The sequence below is a fragment of the Sphingomonas sp. BK069 genome (assembly GCF_014193405.1).
Taxonomy (GTDB): Bacteria; Pseudomonadota; Alphaproteobacteria; order Sphingomonadales; family Sphingomonadaceae; genus Sphingomonas.
This window is the reverse complement of the sequence record NZ_JACHZH010000004.1, coordinates 226,551-250,369: the sequence shown is the minus strand read 5'-3', so window position 1 is coordinate 250,369 and position 23,819 is coordinate 226,551. Positions and strand designations below refer to the sequence as shown.

Here is a 23,819-nt window from a genome sequence, read left to right as displayed (position 1 = left end):
GGAGGCGTGGCGATGAGACGCACTCCCCGCTTGGCGACACATACTCGAAGAGCGACGTCTCTGAATGAAGCGGCGCTCACTCTCAGCGCCGTGCCACCGAAGCCGCACACTACGCGACCGACGCCACCACGAACGAAAGGCCCCGCATGTCCTCCCGCTCCTTCCGCTGGCCGCGCGTTGACCGCTATCTGCTGCTGCTGATCGCGACCGTCGCGCTCGCCGCGCTGCTGCCCGCGCGCGGCGCCTTCACCAGCGTCGCGGACGGCGCGGTGACGGTCGCGGTGGCGCTGCTGTTCCTTCTGTACGGCGCGCGGCTCGCGCCCGAGGCGATCTGGGCGGGACTGACGCACTGGCGGCTGCAGGCGCTGGTGTTCGCCAGCACCTTCGTGCTCTTCCCTCTGATCGGCATCGCGACCGCAGCGGGGACCGGGCCCTTCCTGCCCGCGCCGGCGGTCACAGGGCTGCTGTTCCTTAGCCTGCTGCCCTCCACCGTCCAGTCCTCGATCGCCTTCACCTCGATCGCGCGCGGCAACGTCCCGGCGGCGCTGTGCAGCGCGTCGCTGTCGAATCTCGTCGGCACGCTGCTCACCCCGCTGCTCGTCGCGCAGCTGATGCCCGCGGCGAGCGGCGGCGTGTCGCTCGCCGCGCTGGAGGAGATTGCGGTGCAGATCCTGCTGCCCTTCGTCGTCGGCCAGCTGCTGCGCCCGCTGATCGGCCAGTGGCTGCTGCGCCACCCCAGGCTCACCGCGACGGTCGACCGCGGCTCGGTGCTGGTCGTCGTCTACGCCGCCTTCAGCGCCGGGATGGTCGCGGAGATCTGGACGCAGGTGTCGGTGGTGGACCTCGTCGCGATCGTCGTGATCGCCAGCGTGATGCTGGCGCTGGTGCTCTTCGCCACCCGCGCCGCGGCCCGCGCGCTCGGCTTCAGCAAGGAGGACGAGATCGCGATCGTCTTCTGCGGCTCGAAGAAGAGCATGGCGAGCGGCATCCCGATGGCGGCGATCCTGTTCCCCGCCGCCTCGGTCGGGCTGATCGTGCTGCCGCTGATGCTGTTCCACCAGATCCAGCTGTTCGTCTGCGCGGTGCTGGCGCGGCGCTACGCCGAGCGCACCGACACGCCGGCGCCGGCCGCGATCACGGGTAGCTGACGGTCTTGGGCACCTCGGGGATCGGGATCCACTCCTTCTCGTCGCCGGGCACGCGCGCGAACTCGCCCGCCATCCAGGCGCGCTTGGCCTCGCGGATCGCCTCGCGCGACGAGTGGACGAAATTCCACCAGACGTGGCGCTTGGTGGCGAAGGCGGCGCCGCCGGCGAGCATCGCGCGCCCGCCCAGCGCCGAGCTCAGCGTCGCGGCGGTGCCGGGTCGCAGCACGTAGAGCTTGCGCGGTTCGAGCACGAGCCCGTCGAGCGAGGCATCGCCCTCTGCCAGATAGAGCGCGCGCTCGTCGGTGCTGACATCGATCGGCACGCTCGCGCCCGGATCGAGCACCACGTCGGCGTAGATCGTGTCGGCATAGGTGGTGGTCGGGGCGCATGCCCCCCACAGCGACCCCATGATGACACGCGCGCGCGCGCCGCCCGCCTCGACGATCGGCAGGTCGCCCGCGCCGACATGCTCGAAGGCGGGGGCGATGTCCTCGCGTCCGTCGGGCAGCGCGAGCCAGGTCTGGATGCCGGCGAGCGCGGGGCCGTCGGCGCGCACGTCGGCGGGCGAGCGTTCGGAGTGGACGATGCCGGTCCCCGCCGTCATCAGGTTGACCGCGCCGGGCGTGATCCGCGCGTCGGTGCCGAGCGAGTCCTTGTGCTGGAACGCACCGTCGAACAGGTAGGTGACGGTCGACAGGCCGATGTGCGGGTGCGGACGCACGTCGACGCCGTCGCCGGGGGCGAGATGCGCCGGCCCCATCTGGTCGAAGAACAGGAACGGGCCCACCATCGTGCGCTCGCGATGGGGCAGGGTGCGATACACTTTGAAACCGCCGAGATCGTGCGTGGCGGGCTCGAGCGTCTGCAGGATCAGGTCGTCGCGGGTCGACATGGCGCGTCTCTCGGTTGCGGGTGACCGGGCTAGCAGGTTGGCGGCGCGGCGAAAACCTTCGGGGCTTGGCGGTGGCGGAACGCGCGCGCGTGCCGCCCGTTGACCCGCGCATGACCCAGAAGAGCAAGCCGAAGGGCAAGAGCAAGCGCGGCTACAAGCCGGATCACCACCGCCGCGACCGCGCGATCGCGGCCGCCGGCCTGATCGGCGCGGTCGCCGCGGGTATCGGCGCGGCACTGAAGTTCGGCTGGTTCGACCGCTACTTCCCCGCCGACGACGCCGAGCATGCCGCGCCAGATCTGGCCGCCGACGCGCCGACACCGGGCACGACGCGCGCGCCTGAGGCCTTCCGGCCGGACCCGACCGCGCCGGTGCCCGCGTCCGAGCGCGAGTCGCTCCGCCCCGCGACCGGCCCGGGGCCGACGCTCGCGGCGACGCGCGGCGAGATGGCGAACCAGACCGGCGCGGCGAACTAAGGCTGCTCGTCGACGCTCTGTTCTTGTGCCCCGGCGAAGGCCGGCGCCCAGCTGGAGCGGCGTCAATCGGTCTCTTAAGCGTGTCCCACCCGGGTGGCGGCCTACGCCGTGGCACGAACATGACGATGACAACTCACTCTCGTGAGAACCACCGCATCACGGTCACCGGGAAGGGCGTCCAGCGTCCGACGCGCACTCCCGCCGCCGCCAGGGTGTTCCCGGTCCAGGCGTTGCAGGTCGCGATCGCATCGTACCGCCCCGCGCCTGGGTAGAAGGCGTCGTAGCCATGATAGCCGTGTACCGCCGGCCCTGCGGCGCGGCTGGCGCGGATCGCCGCCGCCAAGCGGCGATATTCCTCGGGCCGTAGCACGATCGCGCGCACGTCATCGCCGAGGAGTGGACGCGGCACGTGCTCGACATGGACCAGCGTCGAGTCGCTGCCGAGCGCCGCGCCGAGCAGCACGCCCGGTCGCACGTCCCACCAGGTCGGCGTGCCGAGATAGAAGCCGCGCTCGCCCCAGCCGATCGCGACATGGTCATGGCCGGCGTAGCGCGGGTCGGCGAGGTCCGCGCCGGGGAAGTCGGCGGTCCAGTCGATCCCGGCGGCATGCTTGGGCAGCACCAGCCCGGTGTGAACGCCATTGTCCTCGACCCAGATCGTCACGCCCTGCGGCGGCGGGCGCCAGCCCGGGTGGCGCGGGATCAGCCCGCCGATGGTCCCCGCCACCGCATAGCCGAAGAGCAGCAGCGCCAGCGCGGCAAGCAGGCGACCGAGCGAGGCGGATAGGCGGGGCACGCGACCATGCTATACCGCGTCGCATGACCGAGGAAACACACGTGCTCGATTCCCCGCCGCCCGGTGCCGCGACCGACTGGACCGTCGCGCAGGACTGGTCGCACTATACCGCCGAGGAACACGCCACCTGGGACATGCTGTTCCAGCGCCAGCGCGCGCTGCTGCCGGGGCGCGCGGCCGACGCCTATCTGCGCGGGCTGGACGTGCTCAACCTGTCCAAGCCCGGGATCCCTGACTTCGCCGAACTGTCCGAGCGGCTGATGAAGCTGACCGGCTGGCAGGTGGTGGCGGTGCCGGGGCTGGTGCCCGACGACGTGTTCTTCGACCATATGGCGAACCGCCGCTTCGTCGCGGGCAATTTCATCCGGCGCCCCGACCAGCTCGACTATATCCAGGAGCCCGACGTCTTCCACGACGTGTTCGGCCACGTGCCGATGCTCGCTGACCCGGTCTTCGCCGATTATCTGGAGGCTTATGGCCGCGGCGGGCAGCGCGCGCTGGAGCTCGGCGCGCTCAAGCAACTCGGCCGCCTCTATTGGTACACGGTCGAGTTCGGACTGATCGACGAGGGCGACGGGCTGCGCATCTACGGTTCGGGGATCGTCTCATCCGCGGCCGAGACCCGGTTCGCGCTGGAGAGCGACAGTCCCCACCGGATCGCCTTCGACCTGAAGCGGGTGATGCGCACCGACTATCGCATCGACGACTTCCAGCAGAATTATTTCGTCATCCCGAGTTTCGACGCGCTGCTGCGCGCGACCGTGGAAACCGACTTCGCGCCGCTCTACGGCGAGATCCTGGCGCAGCCCGACGTGCCGGTCGCGACGATCCTGCCCGGGGATGAGGTGATCACGCGCGGCTCTCAGGCGCATGCGCGTCGCGCGGCGGAGGCGTAGGCGGCGCCCAGGAGCGGTCCCGTTACCACCCACGCGGGAAAGTTCCCGAAGAAAAAGAACAAGCATCTGTTTTGGCTGCCTCGCGCTGGGGCAGGCGGGGTCAACAAGGGAGTCACTTCGATCTGCGCTCTCGGGCATTCTGAGCGACGGCTTCGTGCGCCGAAGTCGTGTTCCAGTCAGGGAGTTCATACATGAGATCTGTCGTCGCTATCGCCGCTGCCGCCGCCGCGGTGATCGGTGCTGCCGCCCCCGCCGCCGCCGCCACCTACCCGGTCGGCTCGTCCAACTTCCAGGCGACCGCCGGCCCCAACGGCACCTTCTCGGGCGCGTTCTTCGCCACCGGTATCGCCGCCGGCGTCTTCTCCGACACCTTCACCTTCACGCTGCCGACCAACGGCCTGGGTAGCGGCACGGTGACCACCAGCGTCACCGACCTCGGTTCGGCCAACGATCTCGACTTCACCTCGGTGACGATCAACGACATCGCGGCGCAGATCACGAAGACCGCGGGCGGCGCGTTCGAGGTCGCGTTCACCAACAACGTGCCGATCGTGGCCGGCGAGCTCAATCGCCTGGTGGTCAACGGCGTGTCGCGCGGCAACGGCGCGTACGGCGGCCAGGCGACCTTCACCCCGGTCACCTCGGCGGTGCCCGAGCCGGCCACCTGGGCGATGATGATCATGGGCTTCGGCGTGGTCGGCTATGCGATGCGTCGTCGCCGCACCACGGTGCGTTTCAGCCAGGCGGTCTGAGGACCATCCCGCTGCGCGTCGACGCGAGTCGGCGTATCGGGGGCGGCGCGGGATCGCGTCGCCCCCACCACGCGCCGGCTGACCGCCGGCGGCCAGGACATCGCACCATGTCGAGCCGACCCATGACGCCGTCGCTCGCGGGCACCACCCGCGTGACCTATTGCCAGGATCAGCCGAAGCGCTTCCTCTGCGAGCGCGACGAGGTGTCGCTGCCCACCGCGGGTGGCTATGTCGCGCTGGGTGACGCGCGCTACGCCGTCCGCCGCGTCGAGCGGATCGCGCGCGAGGCGCTCGCCTATGTCATGCCCGACTGACCGCGACGCGGCGCGCCTCTCAGTCGTCGACCTGATGGTTGTGCTCGGTGAGACGAGGATTGTGGGCGCTGTTCTTGAACACCAGCATCACCGCGACGATCGCGACCACGCCGATCGCGATCGCGATCAGCAGGCGTCTGGCGGCATAGCGGCCCGGTTCTCGCGGCATCATCGGCTCCATCGTCTCTCGCTTAAACGCAGCGCTAGCCGCCCCAGGCCCGCGGCGATATCACGTGGAGCATGACCGCGGCCGGCAACATCGTCATCCTCACCGGCGCCGGCGTCTCGGCCGAGAGCGGCATCGCTACCTTCCGCGGGCCGGGCGGCCTGTGGGAGGGACACCGAGTCGAGGACGTCTGCACGCCCGAGGCGCTCGCGCGCGATCCCGCGCTGGTGCACCGCTTCTACGACCTGCGGCGCGCCGCGCTCGACACGGTGGCGCCCAATGCCGCGCATGACGCGCTGGCGCGGCTCGACGCTGCCTGGCCGGGCGAGCTGCTGATCGTGACGCAGAACGTCGACGACCTGCACGAGCGCGCCGGCGCCCGCCGCTTGCTCCACATGCACGGCGAGCTGCGCTCGGCGCTGTGCGCCGCCTGTGGCACGCGCCACCCGTGGCATGACGCGCTGCCGCCCGCGACGCGCTGCCCGACGTGCGGCGCGCCCGCGCTGCGCCCCGACATCGTTTTCTTCGGCGAGATGCCGTACGAGATGGAGCGGATCGAGGCCGCGCTGGCGCGTGCCGACCTGTTCGTCTCCATCGGCACGTCGGGGGCGGTCTATCCGGCCGCCGGCTTCGTGCGCGGCGCCGCCGCGGGCGACGCGGCGACGCTCGAGCTCAATCTCGAGCACTCGGCGGGCAGCGCCTGGTTCGACGAGACGCGGCTGGGACCGGCCGGCGTGCTGGTGCCGGTCTGGGTCGACGCGCTGCTGGCACGCTGAGCCCGCCATATGCGCGCGCTACGCGATCGATCGCGATCGCTCTCGCAAGCCTATGCGCCGCCTCGTAGCTGGAGCCGGCGGGCGCTCGGACGCCCGACCATGCCAGGCTATGACGCGAAATGGTGCCGCTTCACCTTCGTTCCCCGTCGATCCCGTATCGAGTAGCGCCGCGGCGACCCGCCGCGCCACGCTCGGGCGCGATGGCGGACGCGCGCTGGCCCGTGCTGGCGCTGACGCTGGCCGAGCTGCGCCGGGCGGGGCGCCGCGCAGTGCGGATCGTCGACGCCGACTGCGGTGACGGTGCGCTGCTGCTCGCCGCGGCGCGGCACGCGCGCGCGCTCGGCTTCGTCGCGATCGAGGCACGCGGCGTCGACGGCGCACCCGCGCTGATCGCGCGCGCCCGCACCGCCGCAGCGGCGCTCCACGACTGGGCCATCGGTGTTTCCTTCGACTGCGCCGACATGGTCGCGGGGCTCGCGCAGGAGCACGACCTCGCGCCGGACATCGTGCTGGTGCCCGCCGTCGCCTCCGCAGCGACGACGCGCGCGCTGACGCGTGCCAGCGCCCGCGTGATCGCCGGAGGGCGGGCGTGACCCGGCGCGATCTCGCCTGGCGCCTGAGCGGCGTCGTGCTGACCGCGGGTGCCTGCACCGCCTGTCTCTTGCTCGATCGCTCGCCGCTGATGGTGCCGCTCTTCGACGTGGCGCTGCTCGGTCTGCCGCTGATGGTGCACGGCAAGCGCGTGGCGCAGGTACTGCGCGCCGAGCGACGCGGCCACGCGCTCACCGCAGCTGCGGTGCATGCGGCGAGGCTGCGCGCGCGGGGGCAGGACAGCGATGGCTTCGGCACGTGAGGCGAGGCGGCGATCGCCCGCGCGCTGTGTCGGGCTAGCGCCGCCGCTCGGCCAGCCGCACCACCTTGCCGCCGCTCGTCAGCGCCGCGAGCGCGCCGGCGAGGTCGGCACGGCGGAATGGCTTGGCGAGCTGCGGTAGTTCCAGCGCGAGGTCGCCGCCGGCATAGCCCGTTACCACCAGCACGGGCAGGTCGGGGCGGCGGCGGTGGACCTCGGCGGCGAGCTCGGCGCCGTTCATCCGCGGCATCATGTAGTCCGTCAGCACCGCATCGACCGACAGGCCGTCGTCGAGAGCGGCGAGCGCCGCGGCGCCGTCGCCCGCCTCGGCGACCTGATGGCCGAGATCGCGCAGCATCTCGGCGGTGCCGCTGCGCACCAGATCCTCGTCGTCGACCAGCAGCACCGCGAGCGGGCGGGTCTCGGCGATCGGTCCGCCCTCGCGCTGGCGCGTGCCGGTCTCTGCGTCGCGCTCGGCGACGGGCAGGTAGAGGTCGGCCCGCGTGCCCTGGCCGGGCTTGCTCGTCATGACGAAGGCGCCGCCGAGCTGCGCGGCGAGTCCGTGGACCATCGACAGACCCAGGCCGGTGCCCTTGCCGCGCTCCTTGGTGGAATAGAAGGGCTCGATCGCGCGCGCGAGCGTCGCCTCGTCCATGCCGGTGCCGGTATCGATCACGGCCAGCCGCACATAGGCGCCGGGCGCGAGGCGGAGAGCGGAGCCTGGCCCGACCGCCTCGGTTGCGGCGACCACGGTGAGCCGACCGCCCTCGGGCATGGCGTCGCGCGCGTTGACGCATAGGTTGAGCAGCGCGAGTTCCAGCTGATTGGGGTCGGCCAGCGCCGGCGGCAGGTCGTCGGGCAGCACCAGCTTGAGCTCGACCCGCCCGCCGACCGAGCTGGCGATCAGGTCGCGCATCCCCTGGACCAGCGCCGCGGTATCGACCGCGCGCGTCTCCAGCGCCTGGCGTCGTGCGAACTGGAGCAGGCGCTGCACCAGCGTCTTGGCGCGCTCGGCCGACTGGAGCGCGCCGTCGATCAGCCGCGCCGCGCGCGCGTCCTCGGCGTAGCGTTTGCCGAGCAGGTCGAGCGCGCCCGTGATCGGGGTGAGCAGGTTGTTGAAATCGTGCGCCACGCCCCCGGTGAGCTGACCGATCGTCTCGAGCTTCTGTGCCTCGTGCAGCTGCGCCAGCGCCAGCTCACGCTCGTCGATCGCGGCGGCGACGCGGCGCTCCAGCGTCTCGTTGAGCTCACGCAGCGCGATCTCGGCGCGCTTGCGCTCGGTGACGTCCTGGAAGATCACCGCCACCTCGCGCCGGCTCGCCGGTTCGACGCGGAAGGCGGCGAGTTCGAGGTGGCGCCGCGTAGCGACCAGCTCGCGCTCGAAGCGGATCGCCTCGCCGCTGGTCAGCACGCCACGGTAGAGCTCGATCCAGCCCTCGGCCTCGTCGCCGACCATGTCGCGCACATTTCGCCCGACGACGTTCGCGATGCCGGTATGGCGCTCATAGGCCGGGTTGGCCTGGACATGGACATAGTCGCTCAGCGGTCCGTGCGGCCCATCGAGGAACTCGATGACGCAGAAGCCCTCGTCCATTGTGTCGAACAGGGTGCGCAACCGCGCCTCGCTCTCGCGAATCGAGACGAGCCGCGCGCGCGCCTCATACTGCCGCCGCCGCGCGCGGATCGCGGCCCGCGCGAGGCTGATCAGGGTGGTCGGGTGAAAGGGGCGCTCGAGGAAGGTGACGTTGCCGAGCAGCTCGAGGTGGCGCACCGCCGCGGGATTGCGCTCCAACCCGCCGCCGCGGCTGGTCAGCAGGATGAAGGGCAGGTCGGACCATTCCTCCTGCTCGCCGATCCAGCGCGACAGTGCGCGCACGTCGGCGGTGGCGATCGCCTCCTCGGTGACGATGGCGTAGCCGGCGCCGCGATCGAGCTCAGCGATCAGACCCAACAGCATGTCGCAAGCGCGCGCCTCCAGCCCCGCCTCGGCGAGCATCTCGGTCGCCACCGCCGCGTCGCGGCCGCGTGGAGCCAGTACCAGCGCGCGCTCCGAGAGCGTGCTGCGCTTCACGCGTCCTCGCGCGCGAGCAGCGTGGGTTCGCCGAGCAGCTCTGGGACGCCGCGTAAGATACCCTGGAAACCGACGAGCGGCTCGCCGAGTGAGACGCCGCGCGCGCCGATCTGATACTCACGGATTGAGTTCTCGTGTGATCCGGTGCGTTTCTTGACGACCGAGATAGCGCGGCGAACTTGCCCGAGCGCCTCGAAATAACGCAGCAAAATCACCGTATCGGCGAGATAGGTGACGTCCACCGGCGTGCTCATGTCGCCGACCAGCCCGTGCTGCGCCACGGTGAGGAAGGTCGTCGCGCCGCGGCGATTGAGATATTGCAGCAGCTCGTGGAGGTGGAGCACCAGCGCCTGTTCGCCCGGCATCGAGGTCTGATAGCCGTTGAGGCTGTCGACCACCACGGTCTGCGCGCCGTGCTGCTCGACACAATGCCGTACCCGTGCCGAGAACTCGCCCGGAGTCAGCTCCGCGGCGTCCACCTGCTCAAGGGTGAGCTGGCCGGCCGCGACCATCGCCGCCAGATCGATTCCGAGCGCCAGCGCGCGCTGCACCAGCAGGCCGATCTCCTCGTCGAACACGAACATCGCGGCGCGCTCACCCCGCGCCACCGCCGTCTTGATGAAGGTGAGCGTCAACAGGGTCTTGCCGGTGCCCGCCGGGCCGAGCACCAGGATACTGGAGCCGCGCTCGATGCCGCCGCCGAGCAGGTTGTTGAGCTCCTGGGTGTCGGTGGTGACCACGTCGCGGGTGAAATCCACCTTGTGCTCGGCCGAGATCAGCCGGGGGAAGACCTGTACGCCGCCCGTGGCGATCGTACTGTCGTGGTAACCGCCGCGAAAGCGTCGGCCACGGTATTTGATCACGCGCAGACGACGGCGCTCGGCACCATAATCGGGCGCGAGTTCCTCCAGCCGGATCACGCCATGCGCGACCGAGTGGACGGTCTTGTCGTTCGCGTCAGTGGTGAGATCGTCGAGCATCAGGACGGTCGCGCCGCTTCGCGCGAAGAAATGCTTCAGAGCCAGGATCTGGCGGCGATAGCGCAGCGAACTCTGTGCCAGCAGCCGGATCTCGGACAGGCTGTCGATCACCACGCGATCGGGCCGTGCGCGCTCGAACGCCGCGAAGATGCGCCGGGTCGTTTCGCCGAGCTCGAGGTCGGACGAGTAGAGCAGGCTCTGCTGCTGCTCCTCGTCGAGCAGGTTCTCGGGCGGCACCAGTTCGTAGATGTCGATCCCGGCGAGGTCCCAGCCATGCGCCCGGCCGGTGGCGCGCAGCTCGTCCTCGGTCTCTGACAACGTCACGTACAGGCAACGTTCGTCCAGGGCCGCCCCCGTGATCAGGAACTGCATCGCGATCGTGGTCTTGCCGGTGCCGGGGCTGCCCTCCACCAGGAAGGTACGCGCGCGTTCCAGCCCGCCGCTGAGCACGTCGTCAAGCCCCGCGATCCCGATCCGCGCGTCACCTGCGCTAGTTACTGGCACGTTGTCCTCCGCCCGTGTCGGCACGCACCCTAGCACAGCCGCGCGGTGAGGGTAGCGCCAGGGCGTTGAGGGGGATCAAGCCAAGGGAGAGGGGTTCAGGCGTCGATCCTAACCGCATGCCGGGGAGGGGGACCGCCGTGCGCAGCGCGGCGGTGGAGAGACCTTCACCGGCGCGTACGCCGAAGCCCCCTCTCCACCACCGGCCGGCGGCCGGCGGTCCTCCTCCCCGTGTCGCGGAGGATCATAACAGGCCAGCTCAGCCGTGGCGGTACGCCACCAGCGTCTCCGGCCGCATCTCGATCGAATAGCCCGGCGCGGTCGGTGCCTGATAGGCGCCGTCTCGGACGACGCAGGGCTCGAGGAAATGCTCGTGGAGGTGGTCGACATATTCCGCCACGCGTCCCTCGGCGGTGCCAGAGAAACAGAGATAGTCGATCATCGCGAGATGCTGGACGTACTCGCACAGCCCCACGCCGCCGGCGTGCGGGCAGACCGGCAGCTCGGCCTTGGCCGCCATCAGCAGCACCGCCAGCACCTCGTTGACGCCGCCAAGGCGACAAGCGTCAATTTGCACCACGTCGATCGCGCCCTCGGCGATGAACTGCTTGAACACGATGCGGTTCTGGCACATCTCGCCGGTCGCGACCCGGACCGGGGCGACGCCGCGGCGGATCGCGGCGTGGCCGGCGACGTCGTCGGGGCTGGTCGGCTCCTCGATGAACCAGGGCCGCGCGAAGGCGAGCGCGTTGACGTGATCGATCGCCTGGCCGACCTCCCACACCTGGTTGGCGTCGATCATCAGCACCGCGTCGTCGCCGATCGCGCGACGCGCGATGCCGACGCGGCGCACGTCGTCGTCGAGGCTGACGCCGACCTTGAGCTTGACGTGGCGGAAGCCTTCGGCGATCGCCTCGCGGCACAGCCGCTCGAGCTTCTCGTCGGAATAGCCGAGCCAGCCCGCCGAGGTGGTGTAGCAGGGGTAGCCCGCGCGCTCGAGCTCGGCGATGCGCTGTTCCTTGCCCGCCGCGCGCGTGGTGAGCAGCGCCAGCGCCTCCGCCTCGGTGATGAAGTCGGTGAGGTAGGTGAAGGGTATCTGTCGCACCAGCTCGGCCGGCGTCATCTCCGCGACCAGCCGCCACAGCGGCTTGCCCGCTTCCTTGGCGAGCAGGTCCCACACCGCGTTGACGATCGCGCCGGTGGCGAGATGGATCACGCCCTTGTCGGGGCCGACCCAGCGAAGCTGGCTGTCCCCCGTGACGCGACGCCAGAAGGCGGCGCCATCGGCACGCACGGTGGCGAGGTCGAGCCCGACAACCAGCGGGCGCAGCGCCTCGATCGCGGCGCAGCACAGGTCGTTGCCGCGCCCGATCGTGAAGGTGAGGCCATGGCCTTCGAGGCCAGGCGTGTCGGTCTCGAGGATGCAATAGGCCGCGGAATAGTCCGGATCGGGGTTCATCGCGTCCGAGCCGTCGAGCGAGGCCGAGGTCGGGAAGCGCAGGTCGAGCACCTGCAGGCCGGTGATCACGGTCATGCCGCCGCCTTTGTCACGTGCGCGCCGGTCGCTGCGTTGCGATAGCCCAGAATGATGCCGCCCCCCCCTGCTGGTTTGTTCGCAGGTGCTACCAATGTTCAAGAGTGCGCACAACGGGGATGAGGGCGCCCGCACGATCACCGGGGTCATCCTGCACTCGTGTCACGATACAGCCGCGATCGCCTCGCGTGCAGAGAATGCGGCACCGTGGATCCTGAGACAAGCTCAGGATGACGCCGGAAGCGGAGGCGGTGCAAGCGGCGCGGACGGAGGACGGCGGCGGCCACCGCTCAATAGAGCCGGCTATCCGCCTCGACGAGCTGCGCCGAGATCGCGTCCGCCGCCTCGCGCACCGACCTGGCGGCAGCGCGCGGCAGCAGGTCGGCGCCGATCTTCTTGAGGAACGGCACGGTCAGCGCCGCTGCCGCCGCCCCGCCCCGCATCACCGGCGCGGAGATGTCGGTGACGCCGGTGACGAACGGGCTAGGCGTCAGCTCGACACGGCGCTCGCGCACCGCGTCGGCGTGCGCGCGGAAGGTGGCGAGCTCGTCGGGTGAGAGTGGCGGGTCGAGCAGCGCCTCCCAGCGACGCCGCACGTCCTCGGGCTGGAAGGCGTAGAGCACCGCGCCCGAGGCGACCTGCGCCAGCGGCTTGCGATAGCCCACGCGAACCGAGAAGCCGAGCTGCTCGCTCGATTCCATCCGTGCCACCACCACCATCTCGCCCAGCGTGTGCAGCGCGAGGTGGCAGGACTGCTGGATGTCGAGCGACAGCTGCCGCATCACCGGCAGCGCGACCTCGACCAGGCTCTGCGTGCGCGGCTGCTTCATGCCGAGCGAGAACAGCCGGTCGGTGAGGAAATAGCCGTCGTCGCTCGGGTCCTGATCGAGGTAGCCGCGGAACTGGAGCACCTGCACCATGCGGAACAGCTCGCCGTGGCTGCGGCCGAGCCGGTTGACGATCGCGGTGAAGGTGAGGGGACTGGGCGCGGCGGCGAGCAGCTCGAGGATGTCTAGTCCCTTCTCCAGCGCGGGCGCGCGGTAGCGGCGCTCGTCCTCGCCCGCGCTGTCCTCGATCATCGGCGTCCCCCCTCCCGTGGCGCGCGTCGGCGCCTGTCAGACGCTGTGTAGGCGGGGGAGGGGGCGCGCGGTCAAGGACTTCGTCACGACGAGCGAGCGGCGCCGATCTGGGGCGATGTCTTTCCCCCGCACCGTCATCCCGGACCAAGTCCGGGATGACGGCGGCGATGGAAGCGGCGATTGTCGTGCTCTCAGCGAAGCGCCGCGTTACCGCCCCACCACCTTCACCAGCCCCGCCACCGGCTGGCCGGTCGGCAGCGCGCCCGAGGCGGTGAGCCGGCCGGCCGCCTCGTCCCAGCGCAGCGTCGCGCTGCGGCCGCCGTTCTTGCGATAGGCCTCGGTGGTGCCGTCGTCGTCGTACAAGAGCGCCGTCGCGTCACGGCCCGGGAACACGCGGACCTCGGCCAGCGCCTGCTTCTCCGACGTGTTCGCCACCGGCGCGCCGATCGGCACGATCGAGCCCGCGCGGACGAACAGCGGCATGCGCTCGATCGGCGCGGCGGCGTCGATCCACTGGCCGCCGGCGTGCTTCTGATTGGTCCACCAGTCGTACCAGTCGTTCCCCGCAGGAAGATAGACGCGGCGGCTGGTCACGCCCTGCTCGGTCACCGGGGCGACAAGGAAGGCGGGGCCGAACATATATTCGTCGCCGACGGTGGCCACCTGCGGGTCGCTCGCGAAGTCCATCCACAGCGCGCGCATGAACGGCGCACCCGTCTCGTAGGTGGTCCGTGCCAGCGGGTAGATGTACGGCAGCAGCGAGTAGCGCAGCTTCGACCAGCTCGCCAGGATCGGCTCGGCGGCGGCGCCATAGTCCCAGATCGCGGTCGCCGGGCGCTGCCCGTGAATGCGCAGCGTCGGGGTGAAGCTGTTGTACTGGAACCAGCGTACGAAAAGTTCGGGATAATCCGGATAGTTCGCGCCCATTGCGGTGGCGCCCGCCGGGCTGAGCAGCGGTGCGTGCGCCGGTTTGCTGCTGCCGGGATATTGCCAGCCGCCGGTGTCGCTCGACCAGAGCGCGATGCCCGAGGCGGTCATGTTGAGACCGGTCGGCACCTGGCGGCGCAGCGACTCCCAGGTCGACTGGATGTCCGACGACCAGAACAGGCAGCCGTTCGCCTGCGTGCCGAGATAAGCCGCGCGGCACAGGATCATGTTGCGGAAATCGGGACGATCGCGCCGCGATCCCTCGGCCGCTCCGTCGGTGTGGAGCAGCGGGAAGACGTTGTGGTAGCGGTCGCCCGATCCGATCGAGTAGAAATAGCCGTCGGGCACGAGATCGGGCTCGGTCTCGTCGAGCCAGAGATAGTCGAAGCCCTGGCTGAGGATGTTGTCGCGCACCTTGCCCCAGAACCAGCCGCGCGCCGCGGGGTTGGTCGAGTCGATCAGCGCGCCGGCGCGGTCGGAGCGCACCGGCAGGCCGTCCACGGTCTTGCCGTCGGCGTCCTTGAGGAACCAGCCTTTCGCGTCCAGCTCGTTGAAGTAGCGGCTCTCCTTCTCGAAGCGCGGCCAGACCGAAATGATCGAGTGGAGGCCGCGCTGGTGCAGCTCGCGGTTCATGCCGGCGGGATCGGGGAAGAAGTTCCGGTCGATGTCGAGCTGGCCCATCCGGGTCCAGTGGAACCAGTCGAGCACCATCATGTCGAGCGGGTAGCCGCGGCTGCGATAGCCGTCCGCCACCGCCATCAGCTCCTGCTGGCTCTCGTAGCGCGCCTTGGACTGGATCAGCCCGAACGCGGCTTTGGGCGGCAGCGGGGTCTTGCCGGTCAGTTTGGCATAGCCGGCGTAGAGCTCGTCGCTCGACTTGCCGGTGATGACGAAGAAGCTGACCCGGTCGCCTACCTCGCTCTCGAAGCGGGTCTGGCCGTGGATCCCGGGTGAGACCCGGGTGGCGGAGGGATTGTCCCACACGATCGCGTAGTTGCGGCTGGAGACGAGGACGGGCACGCAGACCTGCTCGCCCGCGGGCGCGTCGTACCAGTGGCGGCAGTCGATCGTGCGCCCGCGCAGGTCGAGGATCCCCTCCTGGTTCTGACCGAGCCCGTAGAAATGCTCGTTCGGATCGGCCTCGAAATTGGCGCCGGCGAGAAAGGTCTTCTCGCCCGAGACGGTGTGCGGCGCCATCGACCAGCCGCCCATGGTGATCGTGCGCCCGTCGGCGGTGGTGATCGCCACCGAGACCGGCGGCAGCGAGGGGGCGAAATAGCGCTGCATCTGGCTCGGCGCGGCGGGCCAGGGCTGCGCCTTGACGGTGACGCTCAGTGCGCCCGAGGCGAAGACGTCGCCCGCCTGGGTGGTGCTGTGCGACCAGCCCGCGGCGTCGGCGGCGGCGCTGATGCCGTAGCCAGGCTTGCCGTCGGCCTGGTCGCGCTCGGTGGCGATGGTGACGCGGACGATATTGGGGGCATAGGGCTCGACCGCGACGAGGCTGCCGTTGCGATCGACCGTGGCGACCGGCTCGGCGACCGCCTGCGTGCCGAGCGCGAGCAGCCCGAGCGGTAGCGTCCGCGCCCAACGCGCCGTCCTGCGGTTCATCGTCTTTCCCCTCCGATTGATATGACGGCTTTTGCCCAAGTGAACGTTATCGCTCAAGCGCTTTTCGGTAGCGGTACCATCGCGATGCCGTGCGGGCGGACCGTCTTGAGCTAGCCGCCCCGGCCGCACCGGCGGACCGGGCGAGGAGCGTTCCTAGAAGAGGACTGGCGCGTCATCGGGTCGCGGTCGCTCCCGCGTGCCGCGCCTCAGAATAGAGGAAGGGCGCAGCCGCATGGACGATCTGATCATCAACTTCGCTCCCACCGGGATGGTACCCACCAAGGAGCACACGCCGCACGTCCCAATCACGGTCAGCGAGATCGTCGATGACGTGCTCGCCGCCTATGATCTCGGCGCCGGCATCGCGCACCTGCACACGCGCGACGCGCTGTCGGGCGCGCCTGAGGTCAACCCGGACACGTTCGCCGCGATCATCGAGGGCATCCGCCGCCACGCGCCCGATCTGGTCATCTGCGTGTCGCTGAGTGGCCGCAACGTCACCGACCCAGAGCTGCGTGCGGCGCCGCTGGGGCTCGACGGCGAGCTCAAGCCCGACATGGGTTCGCTGACGCTGTCGTCGCTCAACTTCGTCCAGCAGGCGAGCGTGAACAGCCCGTCGACGATCCAGTTCCTGGCGCGGCGGATGCAGGAGCGCGGCATCATGCCCGAGCTCGAAGTGTTCGATCTCGGCATGATCAACTACCTTAAATACATGCGCTCCCGCGCGATGCTCACGCCGCCCTTCTATTGCAACGTACTGTTCGGCAACATCGCCGGTCTACAGGCGAGCGCCACCGAGCTCGGCGCGGTGGAGGCGGTGATGCCGTCCGATGTCACGTGGGCGGCGGCGGGGATCGGCGCGGCGCAGACCCCCGCGGCGTCGCTCGCGGCGGCGCTGGGGCGCCACGTGCGTGTCGGGTTGGAGGACAACATCTGGCTCGACCGCGCACGCGCCACGCTGGCCACCAATCGCCAGCTGGTCGAGCGCGTGGTGCGGCTCGCCGAGGTCGCCGAACGGGCGCCGATGTCGCCGGCGCGGATCCGCGAGCTGCTCGGGCTGGCGCCGGGGAACGGGCAATACGGGCGGGCGTGAGGTAAGCGAGGCGGGTGGCTGAGCCGTGCGTCGGCGAACGCCGGAGCCCAGTGTTACGCGGAGTTGAGGTAGGTGGCTCTGGGCTCCTGCATGCGCAGGAGCACGTCGATGGATCGATTGCCGACGGTTCGTGCGAGCGCCGCGCAAGGCTGCGCCTCGCGCGTCAGCCCTGCGCCGCGAGGTCGAAGATCAAACCCGCCTCGACCCATTTCTCCCCAGCCGCGGCCCAGGGCAGGCGCTGCTGGAAACCGTCCATCAGCGTTTCCCAGGCGACCACGTCGGGGTCGGCGGCGTCCGCCCGCGCCTTCGCCGCAGGGTCGAACGCCGCGGTGGCGTCCATCACCATCACGAGCCGGTTGCCGCTGCGGAAGATCTGCATCGCGGCGATCCCGGCGGCGCGGATGCTCGCCACCACGGGCCTGGGTACCGCGCCGGCGGCGTGCCACGCCTCGTAGCGCGCGATCGACCCAGGCTCGTCGACGAGGTCGAGCAGCAGGACGTGGCGCTGGGTCAATTGATCCACCCGCCGTCGATGATGTGTGCCTGTCCGGTGGTGAACGCGGACTCGTCGCTGGCGAGGTACAGCGCGAGCGCGGCGACTTCCTCGGGCCGCCCGAGCCGCCCCATCGGCTGGCGCGCGGTGAAGTCGGCGCGCGCCTTGGCATAATCGCCGGTGTCGTGCAGCCGCTGCTGGAGCGAGGGCGAGTCGACCGTGCCTGGGCAGATCGCGTTGCAGCGGATACCGCGCGCGACGAAGTCGGCCGCGACCGACTTGGTCAGCCCGATCACCGCCGCCTTTGTCGCGCCATAGGCGAAGCGATTGGGGATGCCCTTGATCGAGCTGGCGATCGACGCGACGTTGACGATGCTGCCGCCGCCGCGCTCCAGCATCGCCGGCAGGAAGGCGCGCACTGTGCGATACATCGCGGTGACGTTGAGTTCGTTGGAGAAGGCCCAGGCGTCCTCGTCGCAGTCGAGGATCGTGCCGCTGTGGACGAAGCCGGCGCAGTTGACGAGCACGTCGACCGGTCCAGTCCGGCCCGGCAGCGCGGCCACCGCGGCGGCGTCGCGCACGTCGAGTGCGAGCGTCTCTGCGTCGAGGCCGTCGAGCTTGGCACGGTCGATATCGCTGGCGATGACGCGCGCGCCCTCGCGCGCGAACAGCTCGGCGGTGGCGCGGCCGATGCCCTGGCCCGCGGCGGTGATGAAGGCGGTCTTGCCCGCCAGACGGTCGCTCACGCAGATGTCTCCGTTGAAGATAGGTCGAGCGCGGCGCGACAATCGTCCCACAGCTGCTCGGGTATCAGGTGGCGCGCGTAGCGCAGCGTGTCCGCCACCTGCGCTTCGCCGACCAGCCCGGGGATGACGCTCGCCACCGCCGCCGCGCGCGTGGGAAATTGCAGCGCGGCGGCGGGCAGCGGCACGCCGTGGCGCGCGCAGACCCGCTCCAGCGCGGCGACCCGCTCGACCACCTCGACGGGAGCGGGGGCGTAGTTGAAGTGGCTGCGCGAGGCACTGCCCTCGACCAGGATCCCACTATTGTACGGGCCGCCGATCACGACGCGCGTGCCGACGCGTGCGCAGCGATCGAGCAGCGCGGCGGCGGCGTCGGGCTCCAGCAACGTATAACGGCCGGCGAGCAGGATCACGTCGAGCTCGACCGCGTCGAGCAGCCGCTCGCACACCGCGATCTCGTTGACGCCCAATCCGATCGCGTCGATCGCGCCGGCGTCGCGCAGGTCGCGGAGCGCGCGATAGCCACCGTCGAGGAAGGCGCGCAGGTGGCGCTCGGCCTCGGCGCCGTGGGTCACCTCGCCGAGATCGTGCGCGAACAGCAGCTCGACGCGGTCGCGCCTGAGCCGCGCGAGACTGGCTTCGTGGCTGCGCAGCACCGCGTCGCGGCCATAGTCGAACACCGGCTCGAGCGGCGGCGCGGCGACGAAGCCGTGGCGCTCGGGCGCTTCGCTGTCGGTCGGCACCAGCAGCCGGCCGACCTTGGTCGAGACGATCGCGCGGGCGTCCGGGTCGTGGCGCGCCAGCGCGCCGCCGAGCCGCTCCTCCGCCAGCCCGAAGCCGTAGTGCGGCGCGACGTCGAAATAGCCGATCTCCGCGGCGAGCGCGGCGGCGACGGTGGCGTCGGCGGTGGCGTCGTCCACGGCGCGGTAGAGGTTGCCGATCCCGGCACAACCCATGCCGAGCGGCGGCAGCGTCAGCGTCATGCGGCGATCCCGTAGGTGGCGCGCGCGGTGCCATCGAACACCGCGGCGTGATGCTCGGCCGGCACCAGCGCGCGCGCCTGCGCCTGCCAGCCGGCATAGTCGCCCGCGAGCGCGAGCACGGGCCAGTCGCTGCCCCACATCAGCCGGTCGGGCGCGAACAGCGCGACCAGCGCGGCGGCGGCGGGCGCGATCGCCGCGGGCGGCTCGGCGGGGCCGCGCTCGGTGAGCAGGCCTGAGAGCTTGCAGCGCACCTGCGGCAGCGCGGCGAGCGCGGCCATGTCGGCCTGCCACTCGGTCAGATCGCCGAGCACCGGCTTGGCGCCGTGGTCGATCACGATCGTGAGCGCGGGATGCCTCGCCGCGAGCCGCGCGAGGCTCGGCAGGTGACGCGGGCGCACCAGCGCCTCCAGGACCAGCCCGGCGCGCGCCATCGCGTCCCACAACGCGTCGCGCGCGGGATCGTCGTACCAGCCGGCGGCGAGGTCCTGCACCATCGGGCGCAGCGCGCGCAGTTTGGGCGCGCGCGCGAGTCGCGCGACCGTGGCGACCGCGTCGGGCGCGTCCACGTCGACCCAGCCCGTTACCGCGAGCACCTGCGGCTCCCTGGAAGCCACCTCAAGCAGCCACTCGGTGTCGCGCGCGTCGGGCTGCGACTGCACCAGCACCACGCCCGCGACCGCCGCCGCACCGGGCAGCGCGCGCCAGTCGTCCATGAGGAAGTCGCGGTGGATCGCGGTGAGGTCGGGCGTCGGCCAGCTGTGACCGTCGGCGCCGAGGCGCCAGAGGTGGACGTGCGTGTCGATCACGCGCGCCCCCGCCGCAGCGACAGCGCGTAGAACAGCACCACCGCGAAACAGGCCGCGGGCACGACCATGGCGACGATGATCGAGCCGCTGCGGTCCGACACCAGCCCCATCAGCGCCGGGAACACCGCGCCGCCGACGATCGCCATCACCAGCAGCGCCGCGGCGGACTTGGTCAGCGCGCCGAGGTCGCGCACCGCCTCGGCGAAGATCGTCGGATACATGATCGACATGAAGAAGCTGGTCGCCACCAGCGCGACGATGCCGACCCCGCCGCCGAGCAGCGCCGCCGCCAGCGTCAGCGCGCCCGCGATCGCGGCGAAGGCGGCGAGCAGCCGCGCGGGCGCGACGCGCGTCATCAGCGCCGTGCCCGCGAACCGCCCCGCCATGAACAGCACCAGCGACAGTGTCAGGTAATGCGCCGCGGTGCGCTCGCCCGTGCCGGGCACCGCCACCTCGCTGTAGCGGATCAGGAAGCTCCAGATGCCGACCTGCGCGCCGACGTAGAAGAATTGTGCCGCGACGCCGCCGCGCACCCGCACCGAGCGCATCACCGCGGCGAAGTCGCCCGCGGCGCCGACGCCTTCCTCGACGTCGCGTTCGGTCGCGACCGGCGGGAAGGGCGTCAAACGGATCAGCACCGCCCAAACCAGTACACCCAGCCCGATGACGAGATAGGGCAACTGCACCGCCGCCGCCTCGGCCGCGCGCGCGGCGTCGCCGGTGACCGGTCCCGACTGGCCCGAGAGGATGAACTGGCTGCCGATCAGCACGCCCGTGATCGAGCCGAGCGGGTTGAACGCCTGCGCCAGGTTGAGCCGCCGCGCCGCGCTGTCCTCGCTGCCCAGCTTGGCCATCAGCGGGTTGGCCGAGGTCTCGAGGAAGCCGAGCCCGCTCGCGATCACGAACAGCGCGAGCAGGAAGGCGGGGTAGCTCTGCCACGCCGCGGCGGGCCAGAACATCAGCGCCCCCGCGCCGTACAGCAACAGCCCGAGCAGCACCGCGGCGCGATAGCCGAAGCGCCGCATCGTCAGTGCCGCCGGGATGGCGAGGCAGAAATAGCCGAGGTAGAAGGCCGACTGCACCAGCCCAGCGCCGAGGTCGCTCAGCACGAACAGCTTCTTGAAATGCGCGATCAGCACGTCGTTGAGGTTGTTGGCGACGCCCCACAGGAAGAAGAGCGCGACGACGAGCACCAGCGGCAGCCGCCGCATCGGCGCGCCGCTCATGCCAGCCCGCGCCCATCGACGCGCACCGCAGGCACGAACCCGCCCGGCGCGCGCCCGCCCAGGTCGAGTACGAGCCCGCGCGGCGTCTGGCGGTGCGCGACCGTGCCGCCGCCGAGCAGCGTGACGCGCTCGACTACCGGGGCGTTCGGACCCGTGCCCAATGCGGCGACGCGCGCGGTGTCGGCGGGCGGCTTGAGGAACAATGCGTACAGCGCGCCGGCGCGCGTGGTGAAGCGCACGTCCTCGGCGGTGAAGGGCTTGGCGGCCTCCTCGTTCTGCGCGCCGGCGGCGACCCGGGTCGGCCCCTCGCCGTAGATCCGCCACGGGCGCGAGGCGAAGATCGCCTCACCGTTGATCGCCATCCAGCGCTCCATCGCGTCCAGGATCTTCTCCTCCTCGGCGTCGATCGCGCCGTGACCCGGCTGGGGGATCGAGAGCAGCAGGTTGCCGTTCTTCGAGACGACGTCGGCGAGCCGCTGCACCACGTCCTCGGCGGTCTTGTAGCTGCGGTCGTTGAGCCTGGCGACATTGTAGAACCAGTCGCCGATGCAGGTGTCGGTCTGCCACGGCTCGGCGCGCAGCCGGTCGCTGAAGCCGCGCTCGACGTCCTCGACGATGCCGCCGAGCTGGTGCGGCTCCAGCTTCTTGCCGGTCAGCACCACCTCGGGCGCGCCGTGCCACTGGATCGCGCGGTTGTAATAGTCGGCCGCTGCCTCCAGCCCGATCGCGCCGAACGGCAGCGCGGTATCGTCCATGTAGCAGAGGTCGGGCTTGTACTTCGCCATCAGATCGGCCTGGCGCAGCAGCCATCGGGCGGCGTAGCGCGGGTCGGCGGGGGGCGGCGTCTCGATCCACTGGCCGTCATGCGCCTCGTGCCACTTGCCCATCGCCGCGGCGGTACGGATGCCGCCGGGCGCGACCATGTGGCGGCCGGTGTAGAGCTGCTGCGGGTCGAGCCCGTCCCACCAGGTGCCGCGCCCGTCGGCGCGGGTCAGGCGATAGGCGTCGTAGCGCTCGCCTGCGCGCGGCCCCTCGGGGTCATAGGCGTAGGCGGGCTGGTACCAGTGCCAGGCGTGCGCGGCATGGTTGGACACGCCGAACTTGAGCCCCGCCTGCCGCGCCGCGCGCTCCCACGTGCCGACCACGTCGCGCTTCGGCCCGACGCGCAGCGAGTTCCAGGCGTGATAGCGGCTGTCGTAGCAGTCGAGATTGTCGTGGTGGCAGGCGAGCGCCATGAAGTACTTGGCGCCGACGCGCTTGTAGCGCTCGACCAGCGCCTGCGGGTCCCAGCGCTCGGCCTTCCACAGGTTCTGGATGTCCTTCATCCCGACCTTCGTCGGATGGCCGTAGGTGCGCAGGTGGTGCTCGTAGACGGGATGCCCCTGCATGTAGAGGAAGCGGCCGTACCAATCGCCCTGCTCGGGCACCGCCTGCGGCCCCCAGTGCGACCACAGCCCGAGCTTGGCGTCGCGGAACCACTCGGGCACGCGATAGTGCGAGCGCAGCGACTCCCACGTCGGCTGGACCGGGCCGCGTACCGAGCCGGTCGGGCTGGCGGCGAGGCCAGAGCGCGCGGCGAGCACCGCGGCCGAGCCGGCGAGGAAGGCGCGGCGCTGGATCGCGGCCACGCTCAGCGCCCGAGCGCGCGGCGGATCGAGTCGAGCGCGACCGGCGCCATCGCCGCATAGCCCGCCGCGGTGGGGTGGACGCCGTCGCTCGCCAGCCCCTCGCGCATCGCGCCTTCCGGCGTGGCGAGCACCGGGTGATAGTCGACCCAGGTCGCGCCGCTGCGACGCGCATAGGCCTTGAGCCAAGCGTTGAGCGCGGCGATCTGCGGCGCGGGGCGCTTGTCGGGGCTCCACGGGAAGGCAGCGGCGGGCGGGACCGAGGCGAGGATCACCTTGATCCCGTTGGCGCGCGCCAGCTCGGCCATGCTCTGGATATGGCCCTCGACCGTCTCGATCGTGGTCGCGCCGGTGTTGCCGGCGACGTCGTTGGTGCCCGCCATGATGTGGACCGCCTGTGGGTGGAGGTCGATCACGTCCTGGCGGAAGCGCAGCAGCATCTGCGACGTGGTCTGGCCGCTGATGCCCCGGTCGATGCGGCCGTCGCGCCAGAAATCGGGCGCGAGGTTGATCCAATTGTCCGTGATCGAATCGCCCATGAAGACGACGCGTGGCTTCTCCGTCAACGCGCGGTTGGCCGCGGCGTAGCGGCACAGCTGTCCGTGGTCGCGCGTGAGCATGTGGAGGTTCGCGATCGTCCCCGCGGTTTTGTCCGCCGGTTTTGGGTGTGCGGGGCACGGGTCGGCGACGATGCCCGAGGGATCGTCGGCGTACGGATCACCGGGTATCTTCGTCTGCGCCGTCGCGACGGTCGCGGTGGCGAGCAGTGCCGCGGCGGCGGCCCAGCTGATCGATGCGCGCAACGCTTCCTCTCCCTCGCCCGGCGCCGCCACTCGGTCGGGCAGCGCTCCTCGCGCGACGCTACAACGGGCGGAGGGGCGGACGCAACCGATGATGAAGCGGACTTTTACTGGTGAATCGAACACCTCGTTTGTCGCCAAACCGACGCTCGGCGCCTCCCGTGGATGGCTGGCGAGGGAACAGCTCGCGAGGTGCTTCGAGACGGCACTTCGACGAGCTTAGTGCCTCCTCAGCGCGAACGGCTGTAGCTCTTCCGCTTTCTTCACAAGCACAGACCGTACCG

General features: G+C 70.8%; 24 protein-coding genes. 9 read left to right on the top strand and 15 right to left on the bottom strand.

Annotation, left to right across the window (positions count from 1 at the left end; all coding sequences use genetic code 11):
* Nucleotides 1-146 precede the first annotated feature (146 nt).
* Entirely contained in the window at nucleotides 147-1,148 is a 1,002-nt protein-coding gene (locus FHY02_RS14730; protein WP_183923447.1) for a bile acid:sodium symporter family protein, read from the top strand.
* Here FHY02_RS14730 and FHY02_RS14725 read toward each other — a convergent pair.
* On the bottom strand, nucleotides 1,135-2,040 hold the full coding sequence (locus FHY02_RS14725) for a pirin family protein (protein ID WP_183923445.1): 906 nt from the start codon (nucleotides 2,038-2,040) through the stop codon (nucleotides 1,135-1,137). The two genes, FHY02_RS14730 and FHY02_RS14725, sit on opposite strands and share 14 nt — an antisense overlap.
* Nucleotides 2,041-2,150: 110 nt before the next feature.
* On the opposite strand from FHY02_RS14725, the gene FHY02_RS14720 reads away from it, so the two are divergent.
* The gene (locus FHY02_RS14720; protein ID WP_183923443.1) at nucleotides 2,151-2,516 is read left to right on the top strand and encodes a hypothetical protein; all 366 of its coding nucleotides are present in this window, start codon (nucleotides 2,151-2,153) and stop codon (nucleotides 2,514-2,516) included.
* 133 nt (nucleotides 2,517-2,649) lie between these two features.
* Here the strand turns inward: FHY02_RS14720 and FHY02_RS14715 are convergent, their stop codons facing one another.
* Nucleotides 2,650-3,312 carry a TIGR02117 family protein gene (locus tag FHY02_RS14715; RefSeq protein ID WP_311731845.1) on the bottom strand — a complete coding sequence of 221 codons (663 nt, stop codon included), beginning with the start codon at nucleotides 3,310-3,312 and terminating at the stop codon, nucleotides 2,650-2,652.
* A gap of 23 nt (nucleotides 3,313-3,335) precedes the next feature.
* Here FHY02_RS14715 and phhA point away from each other — a divergent pair, with 23 nt between their 5' ends.
* The 3 genes from phhA (at nucleotide 3,336) to FHY02_RS14700 (ending at nucleotide 5,274) form a co-directional block, all read left to right on the top strand.
* Nucleotides 3,336-4,208, top strand: a complete 873-nt coding sequence (phhA, locus tag FHY02_RS14710; RefSeq protein ID WP_183923441.1) for a phenylalanine 4-monooxygenase — start codon at nucleotides 3,336-3,338, stop codon at nucleotides 4,206-4,208.
* A 191-nt stretch (nucleotides 4,209-4,399) separates the two neighbouring features.
* Nucleotides 4,400-4,960 carry an FxDxF family PEP-CTERM protein gene (locus FHY02_RS14705; protein ID WP_183923439.1) on the top strand — a complete coding sequence of 187 codons (561 nt, stop codon included), beginning with the start codon at nucleotides 4,400-4,402 and terminating at the stop codon, nucleotides 4,958-4,960.
* Between the two features lie 107 nt (nucleotides 4,961-5,067).
* Nucleotides 5,068-5,274, top strand: a complete 207-nt coding sequence (locus FHY02_RS14700; RefSeq protein ID WP_183923437.1) for a hypothetical protein — start codon at nucleotides 5,068-5,070, stop codon at nucleotides 5,272-5,274.
* 19 nt (nucleotides 5,275-5,293) lie between these two features.
* On the opposite strand, the gene FHY02_RS14695 is transcribed toward FHY02_RS14700, so the two are convergent.
* Nucleotides 5,294-5,443, bottom strand: a complete 150-nt coding sequence (locus FHY02_RS14695) for a hypothetical protein (protein WP_183923435.1) — start codon at nucleotides 5,441-5,443, stop codon at nucleotides 5,294-5,296.
* Nucleotides 5,444-5,514: 71 nt separating this feature from the next.
* Between FHY02_RS14695 and FHY02_RS14690 the strand changes: the two genes are divergently transcribed.
* The 3 genes from FHY02_RS14690 to FHY02_RS14680 all read left to right on the top strand — a co-directional run bounded on the left by FHY02_RS14690 (nucleotide 5,515) and on the right by FHY02_RS14680 (nucleotide 7,069).
* Nucleotides 5,515-6,216 carry an NAD-dependent deacylase gene (locus FHY02_RS14690; RefSeq protein WP_183923433.1) on the top strand — a complete coding sequence of 234 codons (702 nt, stop codon included), beginning with the start codon at nucleotides 5,515-5,517 and terminating at the stop codon, nucleotides 6,214-6,216.
* Between the two features lie 200 nt (nucleotides 6,217-6,416).
* The gene (locus tag FHY02_RS14685) at nucleotides 6,417-6,809 is read left to right on the top strand and encodes an SAM-dependent methyltransferase (RefSeq protein WP_183923431.1); all 393 of its coding nucleotides are present in this window, start codon (nucleotides 6,417-6,419) and stop codon (nucleotides 6,807-6,809) included.
* Nucleotides 6,806-7,069, top strand: a complete 264-nt coding sequence (locus FHY02_RS14680; protein ID WP_183923429.1) for a hypothetical protein — start codon at nucleotides 6,806-6,808, stop codon at nucleotides 7,067-7,069. The genes FHY02_RS14685 and FHY02_RS14680 overlap by 4 nt, the downstream gene beginning before the upstream one ends.
* Nucleotides 7,070-7,103: 34 nt before the next feature.
* Here the strand turns inward: FHY02_RS14680 and FHY02_RS14675 are convergent, their stop codons facing one another.
* From FHY02_RS14675 to FHY02_RS14655, 5 genes are all read right to left on the bottom strand, one after another.
* Nucleotides 7,104-9,137, bottom strand: a complete 2,034-nt coding sequence (locus FHY02_RS14675) for an ATP-binding protein (RefSeq protein ID WP_311731844.1) — start codon at nucleotides 9,135-9,137, stop codon at nucleotides 7,104-7,106.
* Nucleotides 9,134-10,621: an ATPase domain-containing protein gene (locus tag FHY02_RS14670; RefSeq protein ID WP_311731843.1), complete on the bottom strand. Its 1,488-nt coding sequence runs from the start codon at nucleotides 10,619-10,621 to the stop codon at nucleotides 9,134-9,136. The genes FHY02_RS14675 and FHY02_RS14670 overlap by 4 nt, the downstream gene beginning before the upstream one ends.
* Nucleotides 10,622-10,877: 256 nt before the next feature.
* Nucleotides 10,878-12,152, bottom strand: coding sequence for an L-fuconate dehydratase (locus FHY02_RS14665; RefSeq protein ID WP_183923427.1), 1,275 nt, complete (start codon nucleotides 12,150-12,152; stop codon nucleotides 10,878-10,880).
* Nucleotides 12,153-12,442: 290 nt separating this feature from the next.
* Complete coding sequence (locus FHY02_RS14660) at nucleotides 12,443-13,231, bottom strand: IclR family transcriptional regulator (protein ID WP_183923425.1); 789 nt, start codon at nucleotides 13,229-13,231, stop codon at nucleotides 12,443-12,445.
* A gap of 207 nt (nucleotides 13,232-13,438) precedes the next feature.
* Nucleotides 13,439-15,766 (bottom strand): glycoside hydrolase family 31 protein, encoded by a 2,328-nt coding sequence (locus tag FHY02_RS14655; RefSeq protein ID WP_183923423.1) that lies wholly within the window; start codon nucleotides 15,764-15,766, stop codon nucleotides 13,439-13,441.
* 232 nt (nucleotides 15,767-15,998) lie between these two features.
* On the opposite strand from FHY02_RS14655, the gene FHY02_RS14650 reads away from it, so the two are divergent.
* Nucleotides 15,999-16,859 (top strand): 3-keto-5-aminohexanoate cleavage protein, encoded by an 861-nt coding sequence (locus FHY02_RS14650; RefSeq protein ID WP_183923421.1) that lies wholly within the window; start codon nucleotides 15,999-16,001, stop codon nucleotides 16,857-16,859.
* Nucleotides 16,860-17,022: 163 nt separating this feature from the next.
* On the opposite strand, the gene FHY02_RS14645 is transcribed toward FHY02_RS14650, so the two are convergent.
* From FHY02_RS14645 to FHY02_RS14615, 7 genes are read right to left on the bottom strand one after another with little or no spacing between them, the layout of a single operon-like run.
* Nucleotides 17,023-17,382, bottom strand: a complete 360-nt coding sequence (locus tag FHY02_RS14645; protein WP_311721964.1) for an L-rhamnose mutarotase — start codon at nucleotides 17,380-17,382, stop codon at nucleotides 17,023-17,025.
* Nucleotides 17,370-18,098 carry an SDR family oxidoreductase gene (locus tag FHY02_RS14640; RefSeq protein WP_183923419.1) on the bottom strand — a complete coding sequence of 243 codons (729 nt, stop codon included), beginning with the start codon at nucleotides 18,096-18,098 and terminating at the stop codon, nucleotides 17,370-17,372. Before FHY02_RS14640 ends, FHY02_RS14645 begins: the two co-directional genes overlap by 13 nt.
* A complete protein-coding gene (locus tag FHY02_RS14635) occupies nucleotides 18,095-19,078 on the bottom strand; it encodes an aldo/keto reductase (protein ID WP_260172907.1) in 984 nt (327 codons plus the stop codon). Before FHY02_RS14635 ends, FHY02_RS14640 begins: the two co-directional genes overlap by 4 nt.
* Nucleotides 19,075-19,884, bottom strand: coding sequence for an amidohydrolase (locus tag FHY02_RS14630; RefSeq protein ID WP_183923417.1), 810 nt, complete (start codon nucleotides 19,882-19,884; stop codon nucleotides 19,075-19,077). The genes FHY02_RS14635 and FHY02_RS14630 overlap by 4 nt, the downstream gene beginning before the upstream one ends.
* The gene (fucP, locus tag FHY02_RS14625) at nucleotides 19,881-21,110 is read right to left on the bottom strand and encodes an L-fucose:H+ symporter permease (RefSeq protein ID WP_183923415.1); all 1,230 of its coding nucleotides are present in this window, start codon (nucleotides 21,108-21,110) and stop codon (nucleotides 19,881-19,883) included. Before fucP ends, FHY02_RS14630 begins: the two co-directional genes overlap by 4 nt.
* Nucleotides 21,107-22,738: an alpha-L-fucosidase gene (locus tag FHY02_RS14620; protein ID WP_183923413.1), complete on the bottom strand. Its 1,632-nt coding sequence runs from the start codon at nucleotides 22,736-22,738 to the stop codon at nucleotides 21,107-21,109. Before FHY02_RS14620 ends, fucP begins: the two co-directional genes overlap by 4 nt.
* Nucleotides 22,739-22,740: 2 nt before the next feature.
* Entirely contained in the window at nucleotides 22,741-23,538 is a 798-nt protein-coding gene (locus FHY02_RS14615) for an SGNH/GDSL hydrolase family protein (RefSeq protein WP_221198660.1), read from the bottom strand.
* Nucleotides 23,539-23,819: the final 281 nt, after the last annotated feature.

Bases quoted from the DNA above. Each gene is read 5' to 3' on its own strand.
- FHY02_RS14730 (WP_183923447.1), top strand. From the start codon at position 147: ATGTCCTCCCGCTCCTTCCGCTGGCCGCGCGTTGACCGCTATCTGCTG.
- FHY02_RS14725 (WP_183923445.1), bottom strand. From the start codon at position 2,040: ATGTCGACCCGCGACGACCTGATCCTGCAGACGCTCGAGCCCGCCACG.
- FHY02_RS14720 (WP_183923443.1), top strand. From the start codon at position 2,151: ATGACCCAGAAGAGCAAGCCGAAGGGCAAGAGCAAGCGCGGCTACAAG.
- phhA (WP_183923441.1), top strand. From the start codon at position 3,336: ATGACCGAGGAAACACACGTGCTCGATTCCCCGCCGCCCGGTGCCGCG.
- FHY02_RS14705 (WP_183923439.1), top strand. From the start codon at position 4,400: ATGAGATCTGTCGTCGCTATCGCCGCTGCCGCCGCCGCGGTGATCGGT.
- FHY02_RS14700 (WP_183923437.1), top strand. From the start codon at position 5,068: ATGTCGAGCCGACCCATGACGCCGTCGCTCGCGGGCACCACCCGCGTG.
- FHY02_RS14695 (WP_183923435.1), bottom strand. From the start codon at position 5,443: ATGCCGCGAGAACCGGGCCGCTATGCCGCCAGACGCCTGCTGATCGCG.
- FHY02_RS14690 (WP_183923433.1), top strand. From the start codon at position 5,515: ATGACCGCGGCCGGCAACATCGTCATCCTCACCGGCGCCGGCGTCTCG.
- FHY02_RS14685 (WP_183923431.1), top strand. From the start codon at position 6,417: ATGGCGGACGCGCGCTGGCCCGTGCTGGCGCTGACGCTGGCCGAGCTG.
- FHY02_RS14665 (WP_183923427.1), bottom strand. From the start codon at position 12,152: ATGACCGTGATCACCGGCCTGCAGGTGCTCGACCTGCGCTTCCCGACC.
- FHY02_RS14660 (WP_183923425.1), bottom strand. From the start codon at position 13,231: ATGATCGAGGACAGCGCGGGCGAGGACGAGCGCCGCTACCGCGCGCCC.
- FHY02_RS14655 (WP_183923423.1), bottom strand. From the start codon at position 15,766: ATGAACCGCAGGACGGCGCGTTGGGCGCGGACGCTACCGCTCGGGCTG.
- FHY02_RS14650 (WP_183923421.1), top strand. From the start codon at position 15,999: ATGGACGATCTGATCATCAACTTCGCTCCCACCGGGATGGTACCCACC.
- FHY02_RS14635 (WP_260172907.1), bottom strand. From the start codon at position 19,078: ATGACGCTGACGCTGCCGCCGCTCGGCATGGGTTGTGCCGGGATCGGC.
- fucP (WP_183923415.1), bottom strand. From the start codon at position 21,110: ATGAGCGGCGCGCCGATGCGGCGGCTGCCGCTGGTGCTCGTCGTCGCG.